Below are 21,599 nucleotides of genomic sequence, written 5' to 3'. Positions count from 1 at the left end.
AAAACAATTGGACCTCCCTTTGCTATATATTTAACACTCTTTTAATCTCATTTTGTTGAACAATCTACGCGATTCAAATGTTAATATAATGTGTTTTTCATAGTAATAGATTTAAGATTAATAGTTAGTATTTGCTTGTGAAAGTCAGTACACTTACGGATAAAAGCGTTTATCCGAAAAGAAAAGAGAGGCGACCGGAAACGGAAGCCTCTTTCTTTTTGAGCATTTTTAGTTCACCATAATTATTGTGAGAGGAAAATTGATTCTGATTGTATAAATAATATAATGTGTTGAAAATAAGATTTTTCCCTTTTTAAGCCTTTAATAAAAAATGGAGTTCTCTTAGTAAGAGAACCCCATTTTGCTGCAAAGATAGCTATAATTCCTTAATACAGAAAATTCCGTATTAAAAAAGTATTCCAAAGTATGCTTATAAATGACAATTGTTTGCAAAAATAATATGAAAGGTTATAACTATAGGACACTCTATCAGGCATTTAAGTAAACTTGGGGTTCTCTTACTAAGAGAACCCCAACAAAAAAACGAAAATTGATGGCTTTGGTGGGCAGTAATTCTAAGACTTTAAATAAAGAAAAATTAAGCTACCCCTTAAAAAAAAGAGATATTTCCTTTCAAAGAATTCATTTCTTTTATTACATTTGTATTAGTCTTTTGAAAATAGAAGATTTATAGTAAAGCGTTAAGGCATTATCCAAGTTCAGGAAATCCCCAATTTCGAAACAACAATTGGATAATACATTGGACGCTCCACGTTCTATCTATATAGATTTTTGTTATATATAGGCGTGGGGCTTTGTGTATTATATGTTGTTGAGTATGGGGATACTTCTGAACGGTAATACCAAAGTTCCCACGCTTAACTTTATATAAACACAACTCCAGGGAACAGGGTTGGCTTATAATAAACATTATGAAAGCAACTTGTTTTAAAAGCGAGACAACTGTCTCCAACGACTTTCCCCCTTTGTTTGTTACTATCTTTTGTGGAATATTCTATCCTTTCATTTCCATTCCTGTCTCTTTCGGAACATACCGTTCATTATCATACAAATTACATGCCAAAGCACTTTTCTGCCTTCTCCTGCTATGGTACTAGATAATAGTAACTCCCCCTATCACATAGAGGAAGAACTTTGGTTACAGATACTTTCTCTGTCAAGAGAGTTGCAGGAGTGTAAAGCTAGTCTGCACCATAATACTTTGGACTGTATTTCCGATAAGATTGAAGGAATAGAAAGAGAACTGGATGTCTTATTGGATATTCTGCAAGGGAGGCAAGACAAAAAGACATCATAGTGCTATTTTTTATGACAATTTGTCTACGCCGATAAGTTATCCTATTATTTAAGCCTCGTTTAAGAATTCCGTTTTATGGGTTACCCACAATCGAATGGAATTTTTATATACTGAGAATAACACATGATATTAGTAATGGATTTTCAATATTCAGAGTGATAATGGATAAACGAATAGAAAACGCCATGAATGAGTTGATCAATACAGAAATATGGTCAACCGGTTTATACCTGTCATTGCAGGTTTATTTTGAAGATGAACGGCTTCCAATACTTAGCTCCTGGCTGAACTCCCAAGCACAGGACAATATGAACAAGGTTTATCAGATGATGAATCGGATATGCCATGATGGAGGATGTGTTGTAATCAATGAAATGAAACGGGATACACATTAATGGACAACGCCATTGAATGCCTTGAATGAATTGCTTGAACATGAGCAGTACATATCACGTCAGGTAAACACATTTCTCATATTATGCTGGAATGTAAGCATGTCCTTCCATTCTTTCATCAGCGGGCTGTATGCAGACCGTATATATGTAAGTATGGCATTTATGGAATTGTTACGTATCCTCGCCAAGGAAAACGAACGGAAACTACCTTATTTTTGACGGTATGGATTTAAGATTGATGTTATGCAAAATTTAATATTGCAGAATGCTATCTGGTATGTTTTTTGCGATATAATAATCGATAATAAACTATATGTCATCATGGATATATTTGTATATTTAACATTGTGTTTCACTTCGCTATTCACCTTGATGGACCCTCTTGGAGTGATGCCGGTATTCCTGCAAATGACTGATGGAATGGATACGAAAGAACGCAGATATATCGCCTTGAAAGCATGTACCATTGCATTTATCATATTAGTCCTTTTTACATTATCGGGCAGGTTTCTGTTTCATTTTTTCGGTATCTCAACAAACGGATTCCGGATTGTGGGAGGTATCATCATCTTTAAAATCGGATATGATATGTTGCAGGCACATTTTACCCATGTGAAACTGAATGAAACTGAACGAAAAGAATATTCCAAAGATATAACCATCACACCTCTTGCCATTCCGATGTTATGCGGTCCGGGAGCGATTTCCAGTGGAATAACATTGATGGAAGATGCTTCGGAATATACTTTCAAAATAGTATTGCTTGGCGTAATCGCTTTGGTCTGCATTCTTTCCTTCTTTATTCTGTACGCGTCCACCCAGCTTTTAAAAATCTTGGGAGAGACGGGAAACAATGTGATGATGAGACTGATGGGACTTATTCTAATGGTGATCGCCGTGGAATGTTTTATCAGCGGGATACGTCCGGTATTAATTGAAATCTTGAAACAAGCCCATGCTTGTTCTTAAAGAAGAGAGATAATTTGGATTTATTATTAACATTAAAAGTTTGATTCATCATGACTGAAAAATTGCAAAATGCCCTGAATGAGCAAATCACAGCAGAATTATGGTCTGCCAACCTGTATTTATCAATGTCTTTTTATCTGGAAAGAGAGGGCTTTTCCGGAATGGCTCGCTGGATGCAGAAACAGTCTGCAGAAGAGACCGGGCATGCATATGCCATTGCCGGGTACATGATTAAGCGTGAGGCAACCCCGAAAGTAGACAAGGTCGATGTGGTTCCACAAGGTTGGGGTAACCCTGTTGAAGTATTCGAGCATGCTTTGGAGCATGAAAAACATGTTTCCAGACTGATTGATGAGTTGGTACAGGTAGCATCCGAAGAGAAAGACAATGCCACTCAGGACTTCTTGTGGCAATTTGTTCGTGAGCAAGTAGAAGATGAAGCGAATGTACTCAATATTGTTAGTCATCTGAGGAAAGCCGGAGACTGTGCTATCCTTTTTATGGATGCAAAACTGGGTGAACGGGAGTCATAAACCAGAATAATCAATAAAAATAAATAAAATGAAAATAGTAGATTTATTGGGAGGAGAGGCTGAGTACTACCTGAACCATACATGTAAGACGATAGACAAACAACTTATCCATATTCCGGGACCGGATATGATAGATAAGGTATGGATGAATTCCGACAGGAATATCCGTACATTGGAAAGTTTGCAGGCTTTATACGGACATGGACGTCTGGCCAATACGGGCTATGTATCCATTCTGCCTGTAGACCAGGGCATAGAACATTCTGCAGGAGCGTCTTTCGCCCCCAATCCGCTTTATTTCGATCCCGAAAACATCATAAAGCTGGCCATTGAAGGAGGGTGTAATGCCGTGGCATCCACATTCGGTGTGTTGGGCGCCGTGGCACGCAAATATGCACACAAGATACCTTTTATCGTCAAGCTGAACCATAATGAGTTGCTGACTTATCCGAACAGCTACGACCAGGTAATGTTCGGTACGGTGAAAGAGGCATGGAACATGGGAGCCGTAGCTGTCGGTGCTACCATTTATTTCGGTTCGGAACAAAGCCGCCGCCAGATAGTGGAAGTGTCACAGGCTTTTGAATATGCCCACGAACTGGGAATGGCTACTATTCTGTGGTGCTATTTGAGAAACAGCAGCTTCAAAAAGGATGGTACCGACTATCATGCCGCTGCCGACTTGACAGGACAAGCCAACCATATCGGGGTTACCATTAAAGCCGATATCGTGAAGCAGAAGCTCCCATCCAATAACGGCGGTTTCAAGGCTATCGGATTCGGAAAGACAAACGAGTGTATGTATTCGGAACTGACCACTGACCATCCGATAGACCTTTGCCGTTATCAGGTGGCGAATGGCTATATGGGACGTGTCGGATTGATTAACTCGGGCGGTGAATCCCATGGGGAATCCGACCTGCATGATGCTGTCGTAACGGCAGTAGTAAATAAGCGTGCAGGTGGTATGGGGCTGATCAGCGGTCGTAAGGCTTTCCAGAAACCGATGAAAGACGGAGTTCAACTTCTGAACACCATTCAGGACGTATATCTGGATTCTTCAATAACCATTGCATAAAGAAGAAGTATCCATGAAAAGAATAGTGTTATTACGTCATGGCGAAAGCCTATGGAACAAAGAAAACCGTTTTACTGGATGGACGGACGTGGATTTAAGCGAGAAAGGAGTTGAAGAAGCCTGCAAGGCAGGCGATGCATTACGGGAGGCTGGATTTTCTTTTGAGGCAGCTTACACTTCTTACTTGAAACGTGCCGTAAAAACGTTGAACTGTGTCTTGGACCGGCTGGATGAAGACTGGATTCCGGTTGAAAAGACCTGGCGGCTGAACGAGAAGCATTACGGCATGCTTCAGGGACTGAATAAGAGTGAAACAGCGGTCCAATATGGTGAAGAACAAGTACACATCTGGCGAAGAAGCTATGACGTGGCTCCCGCTCCGGTAGGCAAAGATGATCCCCGTAATCCGGGCATGGATATCCGCTATGCCGGTGTACCAGATAGGGAACTTCCCCGTACGGAATCCCTGAAAGATACTATTGGGCGTGTCATGCCTTACTGGAAATGCATCATCTTTCCCGCATTGATGTATAAGGACAGCCTGCTGGTAGTCGCCCATGGTAACAGCCTGCGCGGAATCATCAAGCATCTCAAAGGAATTTCCGATACGGATATTTCCAACCTGAACCTGCCTACGGCAGTTCCTTATGTCTTTGAATTTGACGACAGGCTGGTTCTTGTCAAGGACTACTACCTTGGAAACCCGGAAGAGATACGGAAACGGGCAGAAGCTGTGGCCAAACAAGGGATGGCTAAAAAATAAAAATCTGTCTATCAAGCAGATGCTTTTTTTTAAGTTTTAATTATTAACTTTTAAAGAGGAGGTAAAAATGGTACCTGTAAAAACAAACCAGAATTGGTTACCGAGTATTTTTAACGATTCCTTTGACAATGAATGGATGGCAAGAGCAAACGCTACGGCTCCAGCCATCAATGTGATTGAGAATGAAAAGGACTACAAGGTAGAACTGGCAGCTCCGGGAATGACCAAGAATGATTTTAAGGTAAGTGTGGATGAAAGCAACAATCTGGTAATCTGCATGGAAAAAAAGGACGAGAAAAAGGAGGAGAAGAAAGACGGAAAATACTTGCGCCGTGAATTCTCCTATTCCCGATTCCAGCAGAGTATCCTGCTGCCGGATAATGTGGAAAAAGATAAAATTTCGGCCAAAGTGGAACACGGGGTCCTGTTTATCGATATTCCCAAAGTCGTAGATAAGAAGGTTCAGGAAACCACCAAAACTATTGATGTCAAATAAGATATCTTGATGAGACTCTACAGAAGGCATTTCTTATTATCAGGGAATGCCTTCACCCGGATATTTGAATTCCAAAATAAATATAATGAGAGGATTTGATTTCGATAAAGCGCTGGTAGCCCTTCAGAATGAACTGCATTGTTTTGCATATAAACTGACTGCTGACAAGGATGAAGCAGAAGACTTGTTGCAGGAAACAATGTTGAGGACGTTGGATAATAAGGATAAGTTTGATTCCGGTACGAATTTTAAAGGCTGGATGTATACCATCATGCGCAATGCATTTATCAATAATTGCCGGACAAAGAAAATACGAGGGAATTTATATGTATTATCAGAACCTAAATATCATTTCCTGTTAAGGGACGACTCTTTCATTTTCGTGGATAACGGGCATGATGCAAAAGAGATAAGGGAAGCCCTTAAAACATTGCCTAAAGCACATTATGTCGTTTTTATGTTGTACCGGAGTCAAATATCGGGAAATAGCCGCAAAGATAAGAGTGTCACTGGGTACGATAAAAAGCCGTATCTTTTATAGCAGAAAAAGGCTAAAACAGTTGCTTTCTGATTTTGCCTGATTAATTAAAATATAAAAAACAAATTATGGATAACAAGTATATTGGAATTCTGACTTCCGGAGGGGATGCTTCAGGAATGAACGCGGCTATCCGTGCCGTGACCCGCGCCGCCATTTTTAACGGATTTAAAGTGAAAGGAATTTATAGAGGTTACGAGGGGCTGATTGCCGGTGAAGTGAAAGAACTCACGACGGAAGATGTAAGTAGCATTATCCAGAGGGGAGGCACCATACTGAAAACAGCTCGCTCCGAGACTTTCACCACTCCCGAAGGACGCAAGAAAGCTTATAAGGTCATACAGAAAGAGAACATCAATGCTTTGATAATTATCGGTGGAGACGGTTCCCTGACGGGAGCCCGTATCTTTGCGGAGGAGTATGATGTGACGTGCATAGGATTGCCCGGCACCATTGACAATGACCTATATGGTACCGATTTTACCATAGGATATGATACGGCATTGAACACCATTGTGGAATGCGTGGATAAAATCAGGGACACGGCAACCTCCCATGACCGTATCTTCTTTGTCGAAGTAATGGGGCGTGATGCGGGCTTCCTGGCACAAAACAGCGCAATAGCTTCCGGTGCTGAAGCGGCCATCATCCCGGAGGACAGGACGGACGTGGACCAGTTGGAAACATTCATCGGGCGCGGATTCAGAAAGACGAAAAACAGCAGCATCGTAATTGTGACCGAAAGTCCTGAAAACAAGAATGGAGGTGCCATATATTACGCCGACCGGGTAAAGAAGGAATATCCCGGGTATGATGTCAGGGTTTCTATCTTGGGCCATCTGCAACGGGGTGGTACTCCGAGTGCCAATGACCGTATACTGGCAAGCCGGCTGGGTGAAGCCGCAATCCAGGCCTTAATGGAAGACCAGCGGAATGTTATGATAGGCATACGGAACAACGAGATTGTTTATGTTCCTTTTGTCCAGGCAATCAAAAAGGACAAGACTATTGACAAAAGCCTGATCCGGGTCCTTAACGAATTATCGATATAAAATAGCCGTCAACATGTCAGAAGTTGCTCCCTTAATATCGGATCTTGCCATAATTCTGATTATTGCCGGTATTGTAACCGTCATTTTCAAGTGGCTGAAGCAACCGGTCATATTGGGCTACATTGTAGCCGGTATTATGGCGGGTCCTTCCGTTTCCCTGGTCCCGACTGTTTCCGATCCTGCCAATATCAAAATATGGGCGGACATCGGTGTCATTTTTCTGCTGTTCGCGATGGGACTGGACTTTTCGTTCAAGAAATTGATAAATGTGGGCATTACGGCTATCGTTGCCACTGTCACTATTGTATGTGGCATGATGTTCATAGGTTATACAGCGGGGAATGCAATGGGGTTCTCCCACATGAGCAGTATTTTTCTGGGTGGAATGTTGTCCATGTCGTCCACGGCCATCGTATTCAAGGCTTTCAATGATATGGGACTTCTCCAACAGAAATTCACTGGCATTGTCTTGGGGATTCTTGTTATCGAAGATCTGGTGGCTGTAGTGATGATGGTTGTTCTTTCCACGTTGGCGGTAGGCAAACATTTTGAAGGGAAGGAGATGCTGGAAAGTATATTGAAGCTGGCCGCTTTCCTTATTTTCTGGTCGACATTGGGTATCTATCTGATACCTACCCTGCTGAAGAAGATACGCCGTTTCACCAGCAACGAGATTTTATTGATAACCTCTCTGGGACTTTGCCTGGGAATGGTGATGATTGCGACAAAAGCGGGATTTTCTGCCGCATTGGGAGCCTTTGTCATGGGGTCCCTGCTGGCAGAGACCGTTGAAGCGGAAAAAATCGTACATATCGTACAGCCGGTAAAAGACCTGTTCGCTTCCATATTTTTCGTGTCGGTAGGAATGATGATCGATCCTGCCATGATGTGGGAATATGCCGTCCCTATTCTCATCCTGACATTGCTGGTACTGTCCGGTCAGGTCCTGTTCGGGAGCTTTGGTGTCTTGCTTTCCGGCCAGCCGTTGAAAATTGCCATACAGTCCGGCTTTTCACTGACACAGGTCGGTGAATTCGCATTCATCATCGCATCTTTAGGCGTCAGTCTGAATGTTACGGACAAGTATCTCTATCCGGTCATAGTGGCAGTATCTGTCATAACGACTTTTCTTACCCCCTATATGATACGGCTTTCGGAACCAGCATACCGGTTTATAGACATCCACATGCCTGAATCCCTGAAAGATTATCTCGTACACTATACGTCCGGGGCAATGACTGTAAAACACCAGGGGACTTGGCATAAACTGATCCGGTCTATGCTGGTGTCTGTCACACTCTATCTGGTCGTATGCGTTTTTTTCATCACTTTATATTTTTCCTATGTGCATCCTTTGATTAGGAAAAGTCTGCCGGGAATGGAAGGGAACTTGTTGGGCTTCATCATCATCTTTCTTGTCATATCCCCGTTTCTATGGGCCATCATCATGAAAAGGAACAATTCAACCGAGTTCCGTAAACTCTGGACGGACAACAAGTTCAACAGAGGGCCTTTGGTATCAATAGTACTTGTCAAAATACTGATCTGCACGATTATCATGATGAGTATCATTACCCATCTTTTCAATGTTGCCTTGGGAGCCGGGTTGGTAGTCTCTTCCATTATCATTGCCGTCATTTATTTTTCCAAGCGGATCAAGAAACGGTCGCTGACTATAGAGAGACAATTTATGGCAAACTTTCAGGGGACGGACGGGAATGTACTTTCTACAGAAAGTGATACAGGCTCCACCCTTGGCAGCAATATCCCGTTCAAGGAATTACATTTGGCGGATTTCACAGTATCCCCTGATTCCATATATGTGGGCAGAACATTAAAAGAAAGCAGCTTGCGCACCTTGTTTCAGATAAATGTGATTTCAATCACCCGTGGAGAAAAACGCCTGGATATACCACAAGGGGAAGAACATCTCTATCCATATGACAAGGTTACGGTCGTAGGTACGGACCGGCAGTTGGAAAGCTTCCGGACATCCATGGAGCAAAAGAAGGTAGAAAGGAACGGGAACGGAACATCCTCGCAGGATGAGATGGAAATAGGGCAATTTCCTGTCGAAGGAGGTTCACCATTGATCGGAAAGACGATCCGGGAGGCAGACATATCGGATAGCATCATTATCGGAATAGAGAGGAGTACCGTGAATATTATGAATCCAGACCCTGATACAATTTTCAAGGAGAATGATACGGTATGGATTGTCGGTAAACGAAAAATAATAAAAGGACTGAATAAAGATTAGGACTTATTTAATTAAAATGTCATGGAATATTCAAGTTATAATGTAAATACCCCTCAGTGGAGGGAGATTACAGTAGGTTCACATCTTCCTGCAGAACTGCGGAAACTTGCAGAAATCGCACATAATCTCTGGTGGACATGGAATGATGACGCAAAGAAACTGTATTGTGATTTGGATTCGGAACTTTGGAAAGAGGTGGAACAGAATCCGGTATTGTTTCTGGAGCGGATAAATTATGAGAAGCTTGTAGCGCTGGCACATGATGAGAACTTTGTCTATAAAATGGATGCCGTCTATTCCGCCTTCAAAAAATACGTCGATGTGGAACCGGATCACCAGCGCCCGTCAATAGCTTATTTCAGCATGGAATACGGCTTGGATGAAGTCCTTAAGATATATTCCGGCGGTTTGGGTATGTTGGCGGGGGATTACCTGAAAGAGGCGTCGGACAGCAATGTGGACCTTTGTGCCATAGGACTTTTGTACCGTTACGGTTATTTTGACCAGTCGCTTTCCATGGACGGCCAGCAGACAGTCAATTATAAAGCGCAGAATTTCGGGCAGCTCCCGATTGAAAAGGTAATGCAACCGGATGGGAAACAACTGGTAATCCACGTCCCCTATGCCGACAGTTTTGTGGTACATGCCAATGTCTGGAAAGCCAGTGTGGGGCGTATTCCCCTTTATCTGCTGGATACGGACAATGAACTCAACAGCGAGTTTGACCGCCCTATCACTCACCATCTGTATGGAGGCGACTGGGAGAATCGGCTAAAACAGGAAATACTGCTTGGCATAGGCGGGATGATAACGCTGAGAGCTTTAGGTATAACGAAAGATGTATATCACTGTAATGAGGGGCATGCCGCACTGATCAATATCCAGCGGCTTTGTGATTACATAAATGGCGGCTTGAATTTCGGGCAGGCCATGGAGCTGGTACGTGCTTCCTCACTTTATACCGTACATACTCCCGTACCCGCTGGTCATGATTATTTTGACGAAGGGCTTTTCAATAAATATATGAAGGGATATCCTGGCAAGTTGGGTATAACCTGGGATAACCTGATGGATCTCGGGCGTCACAATCCGGGAGACAAGGAGGAACGTTTCTGCATGTCTGTCTTCGCCTGCAAGACCTGCCAGGAGGTAAACGGTGTCAGCAAGTTGCATAAATCGGTATCCCAGCAAATGTTTGCGCCGATCTGGAAGGGATACTTCCCGGAAGAGAACCATGTGGGTTATGTAACCAACGGGGTACATCTGCCTACCTGGTGTGCGGCAGAATGGAAAAAGCTTTTCAAGGACAATTTTGATGAGAATTTTTTCTGCGACCAGTCCAATCAGAAAATCTGGGAGGCCGTCTATGGCATCCCAGATGAAGAGATATGGAATACCCGGTTAAAACAGAAAGCAAAATTGCTGGACTATATCAAAAGCAAATGCAGCAAGGACTGGCTCAGGAGTCAGGTTGATCCGGCATTGAGCGTTTCCATTTTTGAGAGATTCAATCCCGATGCTCTTCTAATAGGCTTCGGACGCCGTTTTGCTACATATAAGAGGGCTCATCTTCTGTTCACGGATATAGACCGACTTGCCAGGATTGTGAATAATCCGAAATATCCGGTACAGTTCATCTTTGCAGGAAAAGCCCATCCCAATGACGGTGCCGGGCAGGGGCTGATCAAGCAAATCGTGGAAATATCCCGGCGTCCGGAATTTTTAGGTAAAATCATATTCTTGGAGAATTACGACATGGACCTGGCACGCCATCTTATCTCGGGGGTGGATATCTGGATGAACACCCCTACGCGGTTGGCAGAAGCTTCGGGTACGTCGGGCGAGAAGGCATTGATGAACGGTGTGCTTAATTTCTCCGTGCTGGACGGTTGGTGGTATGAAGGATACCGTAAGGATGCTGGATGGGCACTGACTGATAAAAGGACTTATCAGAATGAACAGTACCAAAACCAGCTGGATGCCGAAGCCATCTATTATTTGTTGGAGCATGACATCCTGCCACTGTATTACGAGTATGGGGGGAAGAACTATTCGGAAGACTGGGTCAAGTATATCAAGAACTCAATCGCACAAATCGCTCCCCATTTTACCATGAAAAGACAGTTGGACGACTACTATGACAGGTTCTATAACAAGCTGTCAGAGCATTTCCACATTCTGGCAGCCGACAACTTTGCGAAGGCGAAAATGATGGCTGACTGGAAAGCAAACGTCCGAAGCAGATGGGATGCCATAGAAATCAAATCCATAGAGGCTGGGAATGGGCTGAATGCCACGGTTGAAGCCGGAAAGGAATATGAGGTGACGGTTGTCGTTGATGAGAAAGGCCTGGATGACGCAATCGGAATAGAATCGGTCATTATCAGGCGTGAAGACGGTCAGGATCACATATATGAGGTTATTCCCCTTTTGCCGGTTTCCAAGAATGGGAATTTATATACCTTTAAGGCGACATCCGGTATTTTCAACGCTGGAAGCTTCAAGCAGGCCTTCCGTATGTATCCCAAGAATGCTTTGTTACCTCACCGACAAGATTTCTGTTATGTACGATGGTTTTAATGAACAGTAAAAGGATATGCAAAAACAACGTATGAGCGGGCAAAATCAAAAAACAGATAAACGGATAGCATGGCCGATCATCATCATGAACTTCACGGGAGTGTATGACTACGAGGCGTTTGCCCGGAACAATAAATTTATATGGCTGGATTGTCGTCATCTTTATGGTACAGATGGCTACTGTGATAGGGAGGGGGCTTTGGCTTTGAAGGGGATGATTGCTGATTATCCGGCGGAGGGAGTCCATTTCATCGATTCAGGCAATTATCATTATTTGACTAAATTCTGGACAGACAAACTTGAAACTCCGTTTTCGCTGATTGTGTTCGACCACCATCCCGATATGCAGCCACCGTTGTTTGACAACATACTTTCTTGCGGAAGTTGGGTAAAGGATATATTGGACCATAACAACAACTGCAAGAAAGTAATTATCGTAGGTGCTTCAGACAAACTGATACAGGCTGTGCCGAAAGGATATGAAAGACAAGTTCGGTTTTACAGTGAAACTACGCTCATGCACGAAGAGGGTTGGCAGAACTTTTCTTCCGGACATATCAACGGACCGGTTTACATTTCCATAGACAAGGATGTCTTGAAGCCGGCTTCGGCAGCAACAAACTGGGATCAAGGTTCTCTCAGCTTATGGGAATTGGAGAAACTGCTGGCTGTTATTCTTCAGAAAGAACAGGTAGTGGGCATTGACATCTGTGGGGAATGCTCCACAACACTCAATCTTTTTGAAGAAAAACGGGAAACCGTCATGGATAGCCAGGCAAACAAAGAATTGCTCAGATTTATCCGGTCATCCTCCGGCCTTCAATAGAATTAGTTTTTTTGTTATTATAATTATCATATAAAAATAAAATAATTTAGCTTTATGGAAACAATTGTTCGTAGAATTGGACTTGTTGCACACGATGCAATGAAAAAAGACATGATAGAGTGGGTTCTCTGGAACTCGGAACGTCTGATAGGACATAAATTCTATTGTACGGGTACAACCGGTACACTAATTAAAAAAGCCCTTGAAGAAAAACATCCTGAAATCAAATGGGATATCACAATCCTGAAATCTGGTCCTTTAGGAGGTGACCAGCAAATTGGTTCGCGGATCGTAGAAGGAGAAATAGACTATCTGTTCTTTTTTACAGATCCGATGACACTACAGCCGCATGATACGGATGTGAAAGCATTGACCAGACTGGCTGGAGTTGAAAATATTGTTTTCTGCTGTAACCGTTCGACTGCGGACCACATTATTACGAGTCCCTTATTCACTGACCCAACTTACGAACGTATTCACCCGGATTACACCAATTACACGCAGCGTTTTGAAAACAAGGGAATCATATCTGAAGCAGTGGAGCAAGTGAAAAAGCGGAGGAATAAAAGTGAGAATAACATTTCTAAATGAACTGTAATAAGTAGTAGAATATTTATAAGGCTATCTAAGAAACAAGTTGTTTACATCTTTCAGAATAGGTATCAGCTGAATAGTAATCTGCTAAGGTTGTGTCAAAACGTTGGCACAACCTCTTTTATATTTTACAGTTCTGTTATATTTTCTTTTGGCTATGCTGCTTTTTCCAGGGGCAGCGGATTTTTCCGGTTGGCAAGCTTTCCTTTAAGCGTATAGCCTAGCCAGTCTGAACATGAAGAATTTCAGATCAGCCACCCCTCTTAACTGGCTTCGAAGAGCTTTGATTTTAGCATTGAACGACTCCGCTGAAGCATTTGTCAATCGTTCTTCAAAATTTTAGGGGAAATACCTAAAGATACAAAAAAGCCAACTAATTCGCAATACTTTTAGTATGAATTAGTTGGCTAATTTTATAGGATTTACTGAATATCCCTAGTTAAAACAGCTATGCACAATTCCTTTTATTCCGTTTTCAGGTCTATGGCATACAAATTGTCAATAATACCATCTGCTAAGCCAATGACCGGAACATGGATATACTCAGCTTTGACAATACCTGCAATTATCAGAAATATCCCAGCGGCGGGAACAATAACATCTGCACGGTCAGTTTTCAGATTAAATTCTTCCATGCGCTGTTCAAGAGTTAGAACTTTTAACTTATCATACAGCTCCTGCAAAGAAGTGATTGGCAAACGTGATTGTTTCTTATCCTTTTTATCAGCAAGACGATAAAGTTTATTAATATTTCCACCCGAACCTATAATATTGACACCTTGAAAATCAGCAGTTAAACGAGTCAAGTCACTTTTCATCTGTTCCCAACTACCTTCTCTTACAGAATTGCTCAACATTCGGACGGTACCTATATTATATGATAGAGACTGTACCAACTCTCCGTTGATGAGAAAATTTATTTCCGTACTTCCCCCACCGACGTCTACATATATATAGTTTCCGGCACGGTCTTCCAAACACTCGATATGATTGTTATAAATCATACGTGCTTCCTCTTGACCGTTAATCACTTCAATGTTGATTCCCGTATCTTTCCATACCTTTTTGATTACAGACTTGCCATTTTGGGCATCACGCATGGCAGAAGTGGCACAAGCCCTATAGTTTATCACTTCATAAATTTTCATCAATTGTCGGAAAGCCTTCATCAACCTGCGCAATTTCATCACCTTTGCATCCGACACTTCTCCCAAGGAAAAAACATCAAAGCCTAAACGTAGAGGTACACGCAGGAGCATCACTTTGGAAAGGCGCTTATTGGCTAGATTCTCATTATTCTTCACCTTTTTGATTAACAACCGCACTGCGTTAGAGCCGATGTCAATAGCTGCGTAACATTTACTATCAGTCATTCGTTATATGTGATTTGTAATACTTATATAGTTCTTCTTGCGAGCGAAAAGATTCTTCGGTATCCGTTGTCCAAAGGCAGTTCTTACCGCTTCCGTCGACAACGCTACCCTGACAATTACCCCGGAGTCCAAAATCAATGACTTTCCATAAATCCTCCTTGATTCGAGAATCATAAACGGGAGTGATTACTTCCACCCTGTTATCCAAGTTGCGCGGCATCCAGTCCGCCGAACCGATAAAAGTCTTATTCTCTCCACCCGCTGCATAAATCAAAGAAATCTTCAAAAGATCGCAGCTTAAAGAAAATGAACAGATTTGTATAGTGATGAACAAAAAAGAGGTGCATCGTGCATTACGACACACCTTCTTGTTGATTTATATCTATATAAACCTATAATTTAAATTAGATATTCAAACTTTTGATATCAATTTGATTGAATGTAGATAAAATATAAAGAACAAGTCTGATGAATCCTCAAATTCAATAAATTGACTCATGGCCATCACAATCTATTTGGCTATTCATGCCACCGTTATTGCTTATTCTAACTCTTCAAAAGAGTAGGAACAGCGTGCAGGCAAAAGATCAGTCCATGAATTACTATCGATAGCATCTCACAGAGAAATGGTATATTTCAGTCCTTTATCGGGAGCCACAATAAAGTTCGTTACCTCGAAATTTACATCGCCACCTTTGATACCCTGTTTAAACCCGATACGGACAGTGTAACGCGTATGTGGCTTTAAGGTCATATCCCGGAAATACACCAATAAAGTGTCATGCGCTGTCTTTTTCAGTTTCAAAACAAGATCCGTCACATTGGTGATAGAGAGCGTCACTCCTTGCTCATTACGACTTACCTCTTCAATCTTCACGCACTTTTCAAAAAAGGGACGAAGCAAGTCTTCTCGTCCTATCAGCAACTCATGAAAATAAGCAGCAGTACGGCGATTGTCTAAAGCTTCGCGGATACCTTGCAAAGAGCGTTCCTTCGCAAAGACAAACGTCATGGTACGGTGTTCTCCTTTCTCAAAGTCGTAATCAGTCTGAATCGGCTGATGAATATCGGAAGTACCGATCATCGTAAGGTTTTTATCCAAACACCACTGAATGGCTTCAGGCATATACAAATGACCGTTTGCCACTTCGATACCGTGCATACAGCCTTCTTGATAGAGTGCTGTATGTTCTGGCCACCACTTGGTCGTATCCGGTTGTTGACTATCCCATCCGGGATGGTTCCAAAACATAAAAGCGCCCTGCTTTTTGGCTTCACGAAAAGCATCCTTGTAGTCTTTTTGTTCCAATGGATTGGAATCAGACAAGAAGATGGCATTAAAGTGTCCGGGTGCCATGGCTCGCGTAATCTCACTGCCCTTAATCAAAAGTATCCCCAACTTCTCAGCTTGTTCCCGACAAAGGTCGAACGAACGGTTATGATCCGAAACAACATCCTGTTTGTGAGGGCGGTACTCAATATGTTCTGTCAGTGAAATGGCATCCAGTCCATCCCGGTAGGCTTCATCTACACGCACGGTAGGCCAAACCAGACCATCGGAGAACACAGAGTGCATGTGAAAGTCACACTTCAACGTGGTATATCCGTCCAAATCAGGAACCTGAATTTCATTCCGGCGTTGCGCCTGTCCACTCATCAAGCAAGTGGTCAAAAGGAATGCACTCACCAATACTTTCTTTACTTCCATATAATCTATTAATTTAAATGATGAATTTACTATTTCCAAGCAGGGTTTAGAGGCAATAAAGCAGGATTATCCGCATACCGACAAAGTTCCATTTGGCTGATTACTGAATGCTCCATCAATCCACATCCTCTCCAAAAAGACATTGGCGCAGCGACGGATAAAAGTGGCACACTACCCATGCCGGAAAGGACTTTTGCTCTATGATTCATGTATTTGATGATATATGCCTGTTATTGATATGGTGGCAAAAATACCGGCATCATATTACATAGCAGTTAAGTGGCAGAAACGTTTCAATGACAAAATAAAGTACGTTTTTTTACATTAATCGATTACAATCCACCTACCCGGAACCTCTCCCCGAACTCCTCATACTTGGCAACGATACCTTAATATATACGAGCGGTCATCTTTGACTTACCGGTTTTTTTATGTAACATTTTCTTAACGCTTTCGAATTTGGAACTTAACCAGTTTCGCTTTCCCTGTAATACGGATATGCCTTACTTTGCGACCGTTTTTAAGAGTTATTGACTACTTGTCAACAAAGGATTTTTAGTTATTAAATATTGTTATATGAAATTACGTTACTTACAGATTGCATCGTCTATCTGTATTACATGCTGTCACTTAGGGATGTCTCATCCTGCTCTTGCATCACAGACTTACAGCAAGATGTTGACCAAAGAGTATGTTGTGACAAAGAAGAATGTCAACGGTACCATTGTTGACAAGGATGGAAACCCACTGATTGGAGTAACCATCTTTGAGAAAGGTACAGACAACGGATGTATCACAGATTTCAACGGCCAATACCAGCTCTCGCTATCCAATCGGGATGCTGTCATTGTCATCTCCTACGTTGGATACAAGACACAGGAACTGAAAGGAGACCAGCTGGTCGAGAAAATTGTGCTCGAAGAAGATGCAGTTGCGCTGGATGAGTTGGTCGTTGTCGGATACGCCGTCCAGAAAAAGAAAGAACTGACCGGTTCAACCTCCTCACTCAAGGCCAGCGACAAAAAGCTTTCGGTAACAACCAGCTTGGACCAGATGATGCAAGGTAACCTGAGCGGTGTAAACATTACGAACGCATCAGGTATGCCCGGTGGAGCTGTCCGTGTCAGCATCCGTGGTGTAGGGTCTATCAACGGCTCAAACGAACCATTGTTCGTCATTGACGGTATACCTGTAAGCAACTCGGACAATTCAGGCGTCAACGGACGCTTTGGTGGTAGCGTGCAGAATCCGCTGTCCATGCTCAATCCCAACGACATCGAGTCAATAGACGTACTGAAGGATGCAGCGGCAACGGCCATCTATGGTTCGAGAGCTACCAACGGTGTTGTGATGGTCACCACCAAGAGAGGAAAGAAAGGCCAACGGACAACCGTAAATCTTAGTGCTTCATACGGTTTGCAGTCACTTCCCAAGGAAATCGAAATGGCTGACTCGGATCTTTACCTTACTGTTCGTAACGAAGCCGTCAACAACTACAATACCCAAAACAACCTGAAACCGGGAGACAACCTCTACAAGACTCTGGAAGTCAACCCCCGTCCGGGACAACCCGATACAGACTGGATCGATCTCATTACTCACGACCAAGCAGCCGTACAAAACTACGAGGTTTCGGTTTCCAGCGGTAGCGAAAAGACGCGTTTCTACTCTTCTTTGGGATACTTCGACCAGGAAGGTATTATCCTTACGAACCGATTCCGGAGATATTCACTCCGCACCAATGTCGACCACGACATCTCCAACGCCTTCTAGACTGGGGTGTCCATTGCACTCAGCAAAACCATTAACAACCGCGTTCCCAATGACAACGTCGGCAACGGCATCTTTACACGCTCCATCGAGCAGCGGCCGTTTGATGTGCCGTTCAAAGAAGATGGAAGATACATGATTGGAGGCGTGGATATTCCACGACACAACGGGATCCAGGTCCTAAATGAACAAAAGTCCAAAAACGAATGGTACAGAGTGCTGGCCAACGCCTACCTGACCATCAAACTGTTGGAAGGACTGGAATACAAGCTCAGCCTGAGCGGAGACATCCGCTATTCAAACGACTATCTGAAGCTGACTAAGGACCATCCCTACGGCAGTCCGAAAGGTGAGATTACAGACTATCGTTCGATGATGCAGAATTATCTGATCGATAATACATTGACTTATACCAAACAGATCAAGGACTTCAATTTCACGGCATTGGGAGGGTACTCCATGCAAGAAATCAACACAGATGCCAGTTCTATTGTCGGCAAGGACTTCCCGTCTTCACAATTTGACTACATCAACGCGGCAGGTAGAATCAACAGCGCTTCTACCACCGGAGGAAAGAATCGACTCATCTCTACCTTCTTCCGATTGAACATGGGTTATGCGGACAGATACCTTTTCACCTTCTCTATCCGTGCAGACGGTTCATCCAAGTTCGCTGACGGTAACCAATGGGGTACCTTCCCATCGGTGTCAGGTGCTTGGCGCATCAGCAACGAATCCTTTTTTCCAAAAGACGGAATCATCTCGGACCTGAAGCTGCGTGCCAGCTGGGGTATGACCGGTAACCAGGAAGGAATTGGAAACTATGACTCCCGTTCACTGGCAAATGGCGGACACAACTACAACGGCCAGGACGGCATTGCTATCACCACCCTGGCCAATCCGGACTTGAAATGGGAAAAGTCCGACCAGACAAACATCGGTCTGGACCTGTCGCTGTTCAATGACAGAGTCACTGTCGGTATGGACTATTTCATCAAGAACACGAAAGACTTGCTTTATGACCGCCCGCTGCATACTACAACTGGATTCTCATCCATTACCCAAAACATCGGCAGCATGCGAAACACCGGTTTCGAATTCAATGTAGAGAGTCACAACATCATGAACGACCGGTTCAGCTGGGATACACAGTTCAACATCTCAACGATCAAGAACAAGCTGACCTCACTGATTGATGAAAAGCCCATTCCTGTAGGCAACCATGTCCTTCAGGTGGGACAACCCATCGGATCCTTCTACATGTATAAAATGGATGGTATCTATCAAGATAATCAAGAGGTTCCTGAAAAACTTTATGCCAAGGGGGTTCGTGCCGGTGACATCAAGTATGCAGACAAGGACAATGATGGTGATTTGACACCCGCCGACAAGGAAATCGTCGGAAAGCCCCTTCCGGATTTCTTCGGTGGTCTCACCAACCGGTTCAGATACGGCAATTTCGACCTGACCATCTTCAACACTTTCTCCGTTGGCAACGATGTCTATGCTACCGGTATGGGTGGTATTGATGCCGTTGGACACAACAACTACGGCATGCGTAAGGACATTGCTGCCAACCGATGGACCGGCCCCGGCACAAACAACTCGATACCTCGTGCCATGATCAGCACGCACAACACACAGGCATCTACCTACCTGCTTCATGATGGCTCATACTTCAAATTCAAGGATGTGACACTGGGGTATACCCTTCCGTCAAACCTGACCCAGAAGCTGAACATCAGCAATATGCGTGTGTACCTGTCCGCACAGAATCTGTGGACCATCAGCTCTTATCCTGGATATGACCCTGAAGTCAGCTACTCAGTCAACAATTCCAAGACAATGGGCGAGGATGCCATGACCGTTCCTCAGTTGCGTACGTTTGTCTGCGGCTTCAATCTTACTTTCTAAATATAATTCATTTATAATCGATATTCATCATGAAACTAAATCATCTGATATATACATTAATGCTGGGCACCGCGTTGGGTACCAGTTCCTGCTCCTGGTTGGATCTGGAACCTGCAACGGCCGTCTCACCCTCCATTCTCGGACAAGGTGAAGTGGAACAACTGCTAACCGGTACCTACCGCTCGTTACAGAACGACCCGGGTCGCGACACCTGGGTACTCTTTGACATGCGGGGCGAGAATCTGATCAATACCTACCTGAGCGGTTCCAATGACTTTGTAAACAACGAGATACCCTCCAATAACGGTACGCTGCTTACGATGTGGCGTGGTTACTACAAGGCCATTTACAATGCCAATACCACCCTTTCCATCCTTTCCAATTTGGAGCCCAGTGAAAAGAACACCCATATAGAGGCACAGGCTCGTTTCCTCCGGGCATACGCCTATTACTGTCTGGCCACACGCTGGGATGGTGTTCCCATCATCAAGGACAATACCCTGGAGAACGTAAAGCGTGACAAACAGTCCGCTGTGTTCAACTTCATCAAGGAAGAGTTAAGTTTTTGTATCGATGAAGGACATTTGAAACCTTTTGGTGAAACTTCGGGCGCACCCTTCACGGTAAGCCTCGAAGCAGCCCAAGCTCTGATGGCACGCTTGGCCCTGACAACCGGAGATATGGAAACGGCCAAAAATATGGCTGAAACGCTGATCGCAAATCCCAAATTCAAACTCAGCGAAAACTACGACAACATCTTCACGACAACCAACAACAGCGAGATAATCTTCAGTTTCCGCAACAACACTAGCGAAGGAGGCCAGAACTTGTACGCCCTGTTCACCACCTACAACTCACCGATGAAAGGAAGCTGGTTTCTCTGCCCGTCTCCCGAATCGGAGAAACTGTTCGAGGATCCGGCTGATACGCGCAACAACACCTGCATCACTACGCTGGAGAGCGTTTCCGAAACCTATATCATCATGAACAAGTTCAGAGATTTTACGCCGCTCATCGTTTCACGTATTGCAGAAATGTACCTGATTAGTGCGGAAGCACAAGGACGGAACGGACTGAATAGACTGAACGAGCTGCGCCGTTCAAGAGGATTGAATCCGTACAACAACTCGGATATTGCTTCGGAGGAAGACTACCAGAAGAAAGTAGCCCTGGAACGCAGAAAGGAACTTTACTGTGAGGGCTTCCTGTTTTTTGACCTGATTCGTACCAACAAGATTTCCGAAGAGGTAGTGTCCATGAACGGAAAGACAAACCTTTATCTTCCCTTGCCGGAATCAGAGGTGCAATACAATCCCAACCTCAACGAATATAACTGATAAACCAATCCCTGTTATTCATCGTTGCCCTGCTCGGTCGGGATACTGTTGGTTTCTGTTGGGACAGCCTGCCAACCTCTGTTTCGATTGGAATG

At 43.6% G+C, this 21,599-nt stretch carries 15 protein-coding genes and 4 pseudogenes; 15 read left to right on the top strand and 4 right to left on the bottom strand.

The window, feature by feature from the left end:
• The first annotated feature begins 1,108 nt into the window (after positions 1–1,108).
• From BVU_RS17680 to BVU_RS17620, 13 genes and pseudogenes are all read left to right on the top strand, one after another.
• The gene (locus tag BVU_RS17680) at positions 1,109–1,318 is read left to right on the top strand and encodes a hypothetical protein (RefSeq protein ID WP_004295287.1); all 210 of its coding nucleotides are present in this window, start codon (positions 1,109–1,111) and stop codon (positions 1,316–1,318) included.
• Positions 1,319–1,479: 161 nt separating this feature from the next.
• Positions 1,480–1,932 (top strand): annotated as a pseudogene (locus tag BVU_RS22910) (ferritin-like domain-containing protein).
• A gap of 102 nt (positions 1,933–2,034) precedes the next feature.
• Complete coding sequence (locus tag BVU_RS17670) at positions 2,035–2,682, top strand: MarC family protein (RefSeq protein ID WP_032938582.1); 648 nt, start codon at positions 2,035–2,037, stop codon at positions 2,680–2,682.
• A 50-nt stretch (positions 2,683–2,732) separates the two neighbouring features.
• Entirely contained in the window at positions 2,733–3,215 is a 483-nt protein-coding gene (locus BVU_RS17665) for a ferritin (RefSeq protein WP_005842443.1), read from the top strand.
• A 28-nt stretch (positions 3,216–3,243) separates the two neighbouring features.
• Positions 3,244–4,293, top strand: coding sequence for a class I fructose-bisphosphate aldolase (locus BVU_RS17660; RefSeq protein WP_005842445.1), 1,050 nt, complete (start codon positions 3,244–3,246; stop codon positions 4,291–4,293).
• Positions 4,294–4,306: 13 nt separating this feature from the next.
• Positions 4,307–5,056 (top strand): 2,3-diphosphoglycerate-dependent phosphoglycerate mutase, encoded by a 750-nt coding sequence (gpmA, locus tag BVU_RS17655; RefSeq protein ID WP_005842447.1) that lies wholly within the window; start codon positions 4,307–4,309, stop codon positions 5,054–5,056.
• Between the two features lie 67 nt (positions 5,057–5,123).
• Positions 5,124–5,552, top strand: a complete 429-nt coding sequence (locus BVU_RS17650) for an Hsp20/alpha crystallin family protein (RefSeq protein WP_005842449.1) — start codon at positions 5,124–5,126, stop codon at positions 5,550–5,552.
• Positions 5,553–5,637: 85 nt separating this feature from the next.
• Positions 5,638–6,093: an RNA polymerase sigma factor gene (locus BVU_RS17645; RefSeq protein WP_012055751.1), complete on the top strand. Its 456-nt coding sequence runs from the start codon at positions 5,638–5,640 to the stop codon at positions 6,091–6,093.
• Between the two features lie 65 nt (positions 6,094–6,158).
• The gene (gene pfkA / locus BVU_RS17640; protein WP_005842452.1) at positions 6,159–7,142 is read left to right on the top strand and encodes a 6-phosphofructokinase; all 984 of its coding nucleotides are present in this window, start codon (positions 6,159–6,161) and stop codon (positions 7,140–7,142) included.
• Positions 7,143–7,155: 13 nt separating this feature from the next.
• Positions 7,156–9,402, top strand: coding sequence for a cation:proton antiporter (locus BVU_RS17635; protein WP_005842453.1), 2,247 nt, complete (start codon positions 7,156–7,158; stop codon positions 9,400–9,402).
• Between the two features lie 21 nt (positions 9,403–9,423).
• Positions 9,424–11,982: an alpha-glucan family phosphorylase gene (glgP, locus tag BVU_RS17630; protein ID WP_005842456.1), complete on the top strand. Its 2,559-nt coding sequence runs from the start codon at positions 9,424–9,426 to the stop codon at positions 11,980–11,982.
• Between the two features lie 16 nt (positions 11,983–11,998).
• On the top strand, positions 11,999–12,808 hold the full coding sequence (locus BVU_RS17625; RefSeq protein ID WP_005842458.1) for an arginase family protein: 810 nt from the start codon (positions 11,999–12,001) through the stop codon (positions 12,806–12,808).
• A 54-nt stretch (positions 12,809–12,862) separates the two neighbouring features.
• A complete protein-coding gene (locus BVU_RS17620; protein ID WP_004295275.1) occupies positions 12,863–13,399 on the top strand; it encodes a methylglyoxal synthase in 537 nt (178 codons plus the stop codon).
• Between the two features lie 210 nt (positions 13,400–13,609).
• Here the strand turns inward: BVU_RS17620 and BVU_RS22305 are convergent.
• From BVU_RS22305 to BVU_RS17605, 4 genes and pseudogenes are all read right to left on the bottom strand, one after another.
• Positions 13,610–13,738, bottom strand: a pseudogene (locus tag BVU_RS22305) (transposase); the annotation flags it as partial.
• Between the two features lie 128 nt (positions 13,739–13,866).
• Entirely contained in the window at positions 13,867–14,775 is a 909-nt protein-coding gene (locus BVU_RS17615; RefSeq protein WP_005842460.1) for an exopolyphosphatase, read from the bottom strand.
• Positions 14,768–15,046, bottom strand: a pseudogene (locus tag BVU_RS17610) (polyphosphate kinase); the annotation flags it as partial. The pseudogene BVU_RS17610 and the gene BVU_RS17615, both read right to left, overlap by 8 nt.
• A 345-nt stretch (positions 15,047–15,391) precedes the next feature.
• The gene (locus tag BVU_RS17605) at positions 15,392–16,483 is read right to left on the bottom strand and encodes an Sb-PDE family phosphodiesterase (RefSeq protein WP_005842464.1); all 1,092 of its coding nucleotides are present in this window, start codon (positions 16,481–16,483) and stop codon (positions 15,392–15,394) included.
• 576 nt (positions 16,484–17,059) lie between these two features.
• Here BVU_RS17605 and BVU_RS22905 point away from each other — a divergent pair.
• Both BVU_RS22905 and BVU_RS17595 read left to right on the top strand, forming a co-directional pair.
• Positions 17,060–20,167: pseudogene (locus tag BVU_RS22905) on the top strand (SusC/RagA family TonB-linked outer membrane protein).
• Between the two features lie 29 nt (positions 20,168–20,196).
• Positions 20,197–21,504, top strand: coding sequence for a RagB/SusD family nutrient uptake outer membrane protein (locus tag BVU_RS17595; RefSeq protein ID WP_005842468.1), 1,308 nt, complete (start codon positions 20,197–20,199; stop codon positions 21,502–21,504).
• The last annotated feature ends 95 nt before the right edge of the window (positions 21,505–21,599 follow it).

Source organism: Phocaeicola vulgatus ATCC 8482 (assembly GCF_000012825.1).
Classification (GTDB): domain Bacteria; phylum Bacteroidota; class Bacteroidia; order Bacteroidales; family Bacteroidaceae; genus Phocaeicola; species Phocaeicola vulgatus.
Note: the sequence above shows the minus strand (reverse complement) of the source record. Positions and strands in the feature narration are given on the sequence as shown.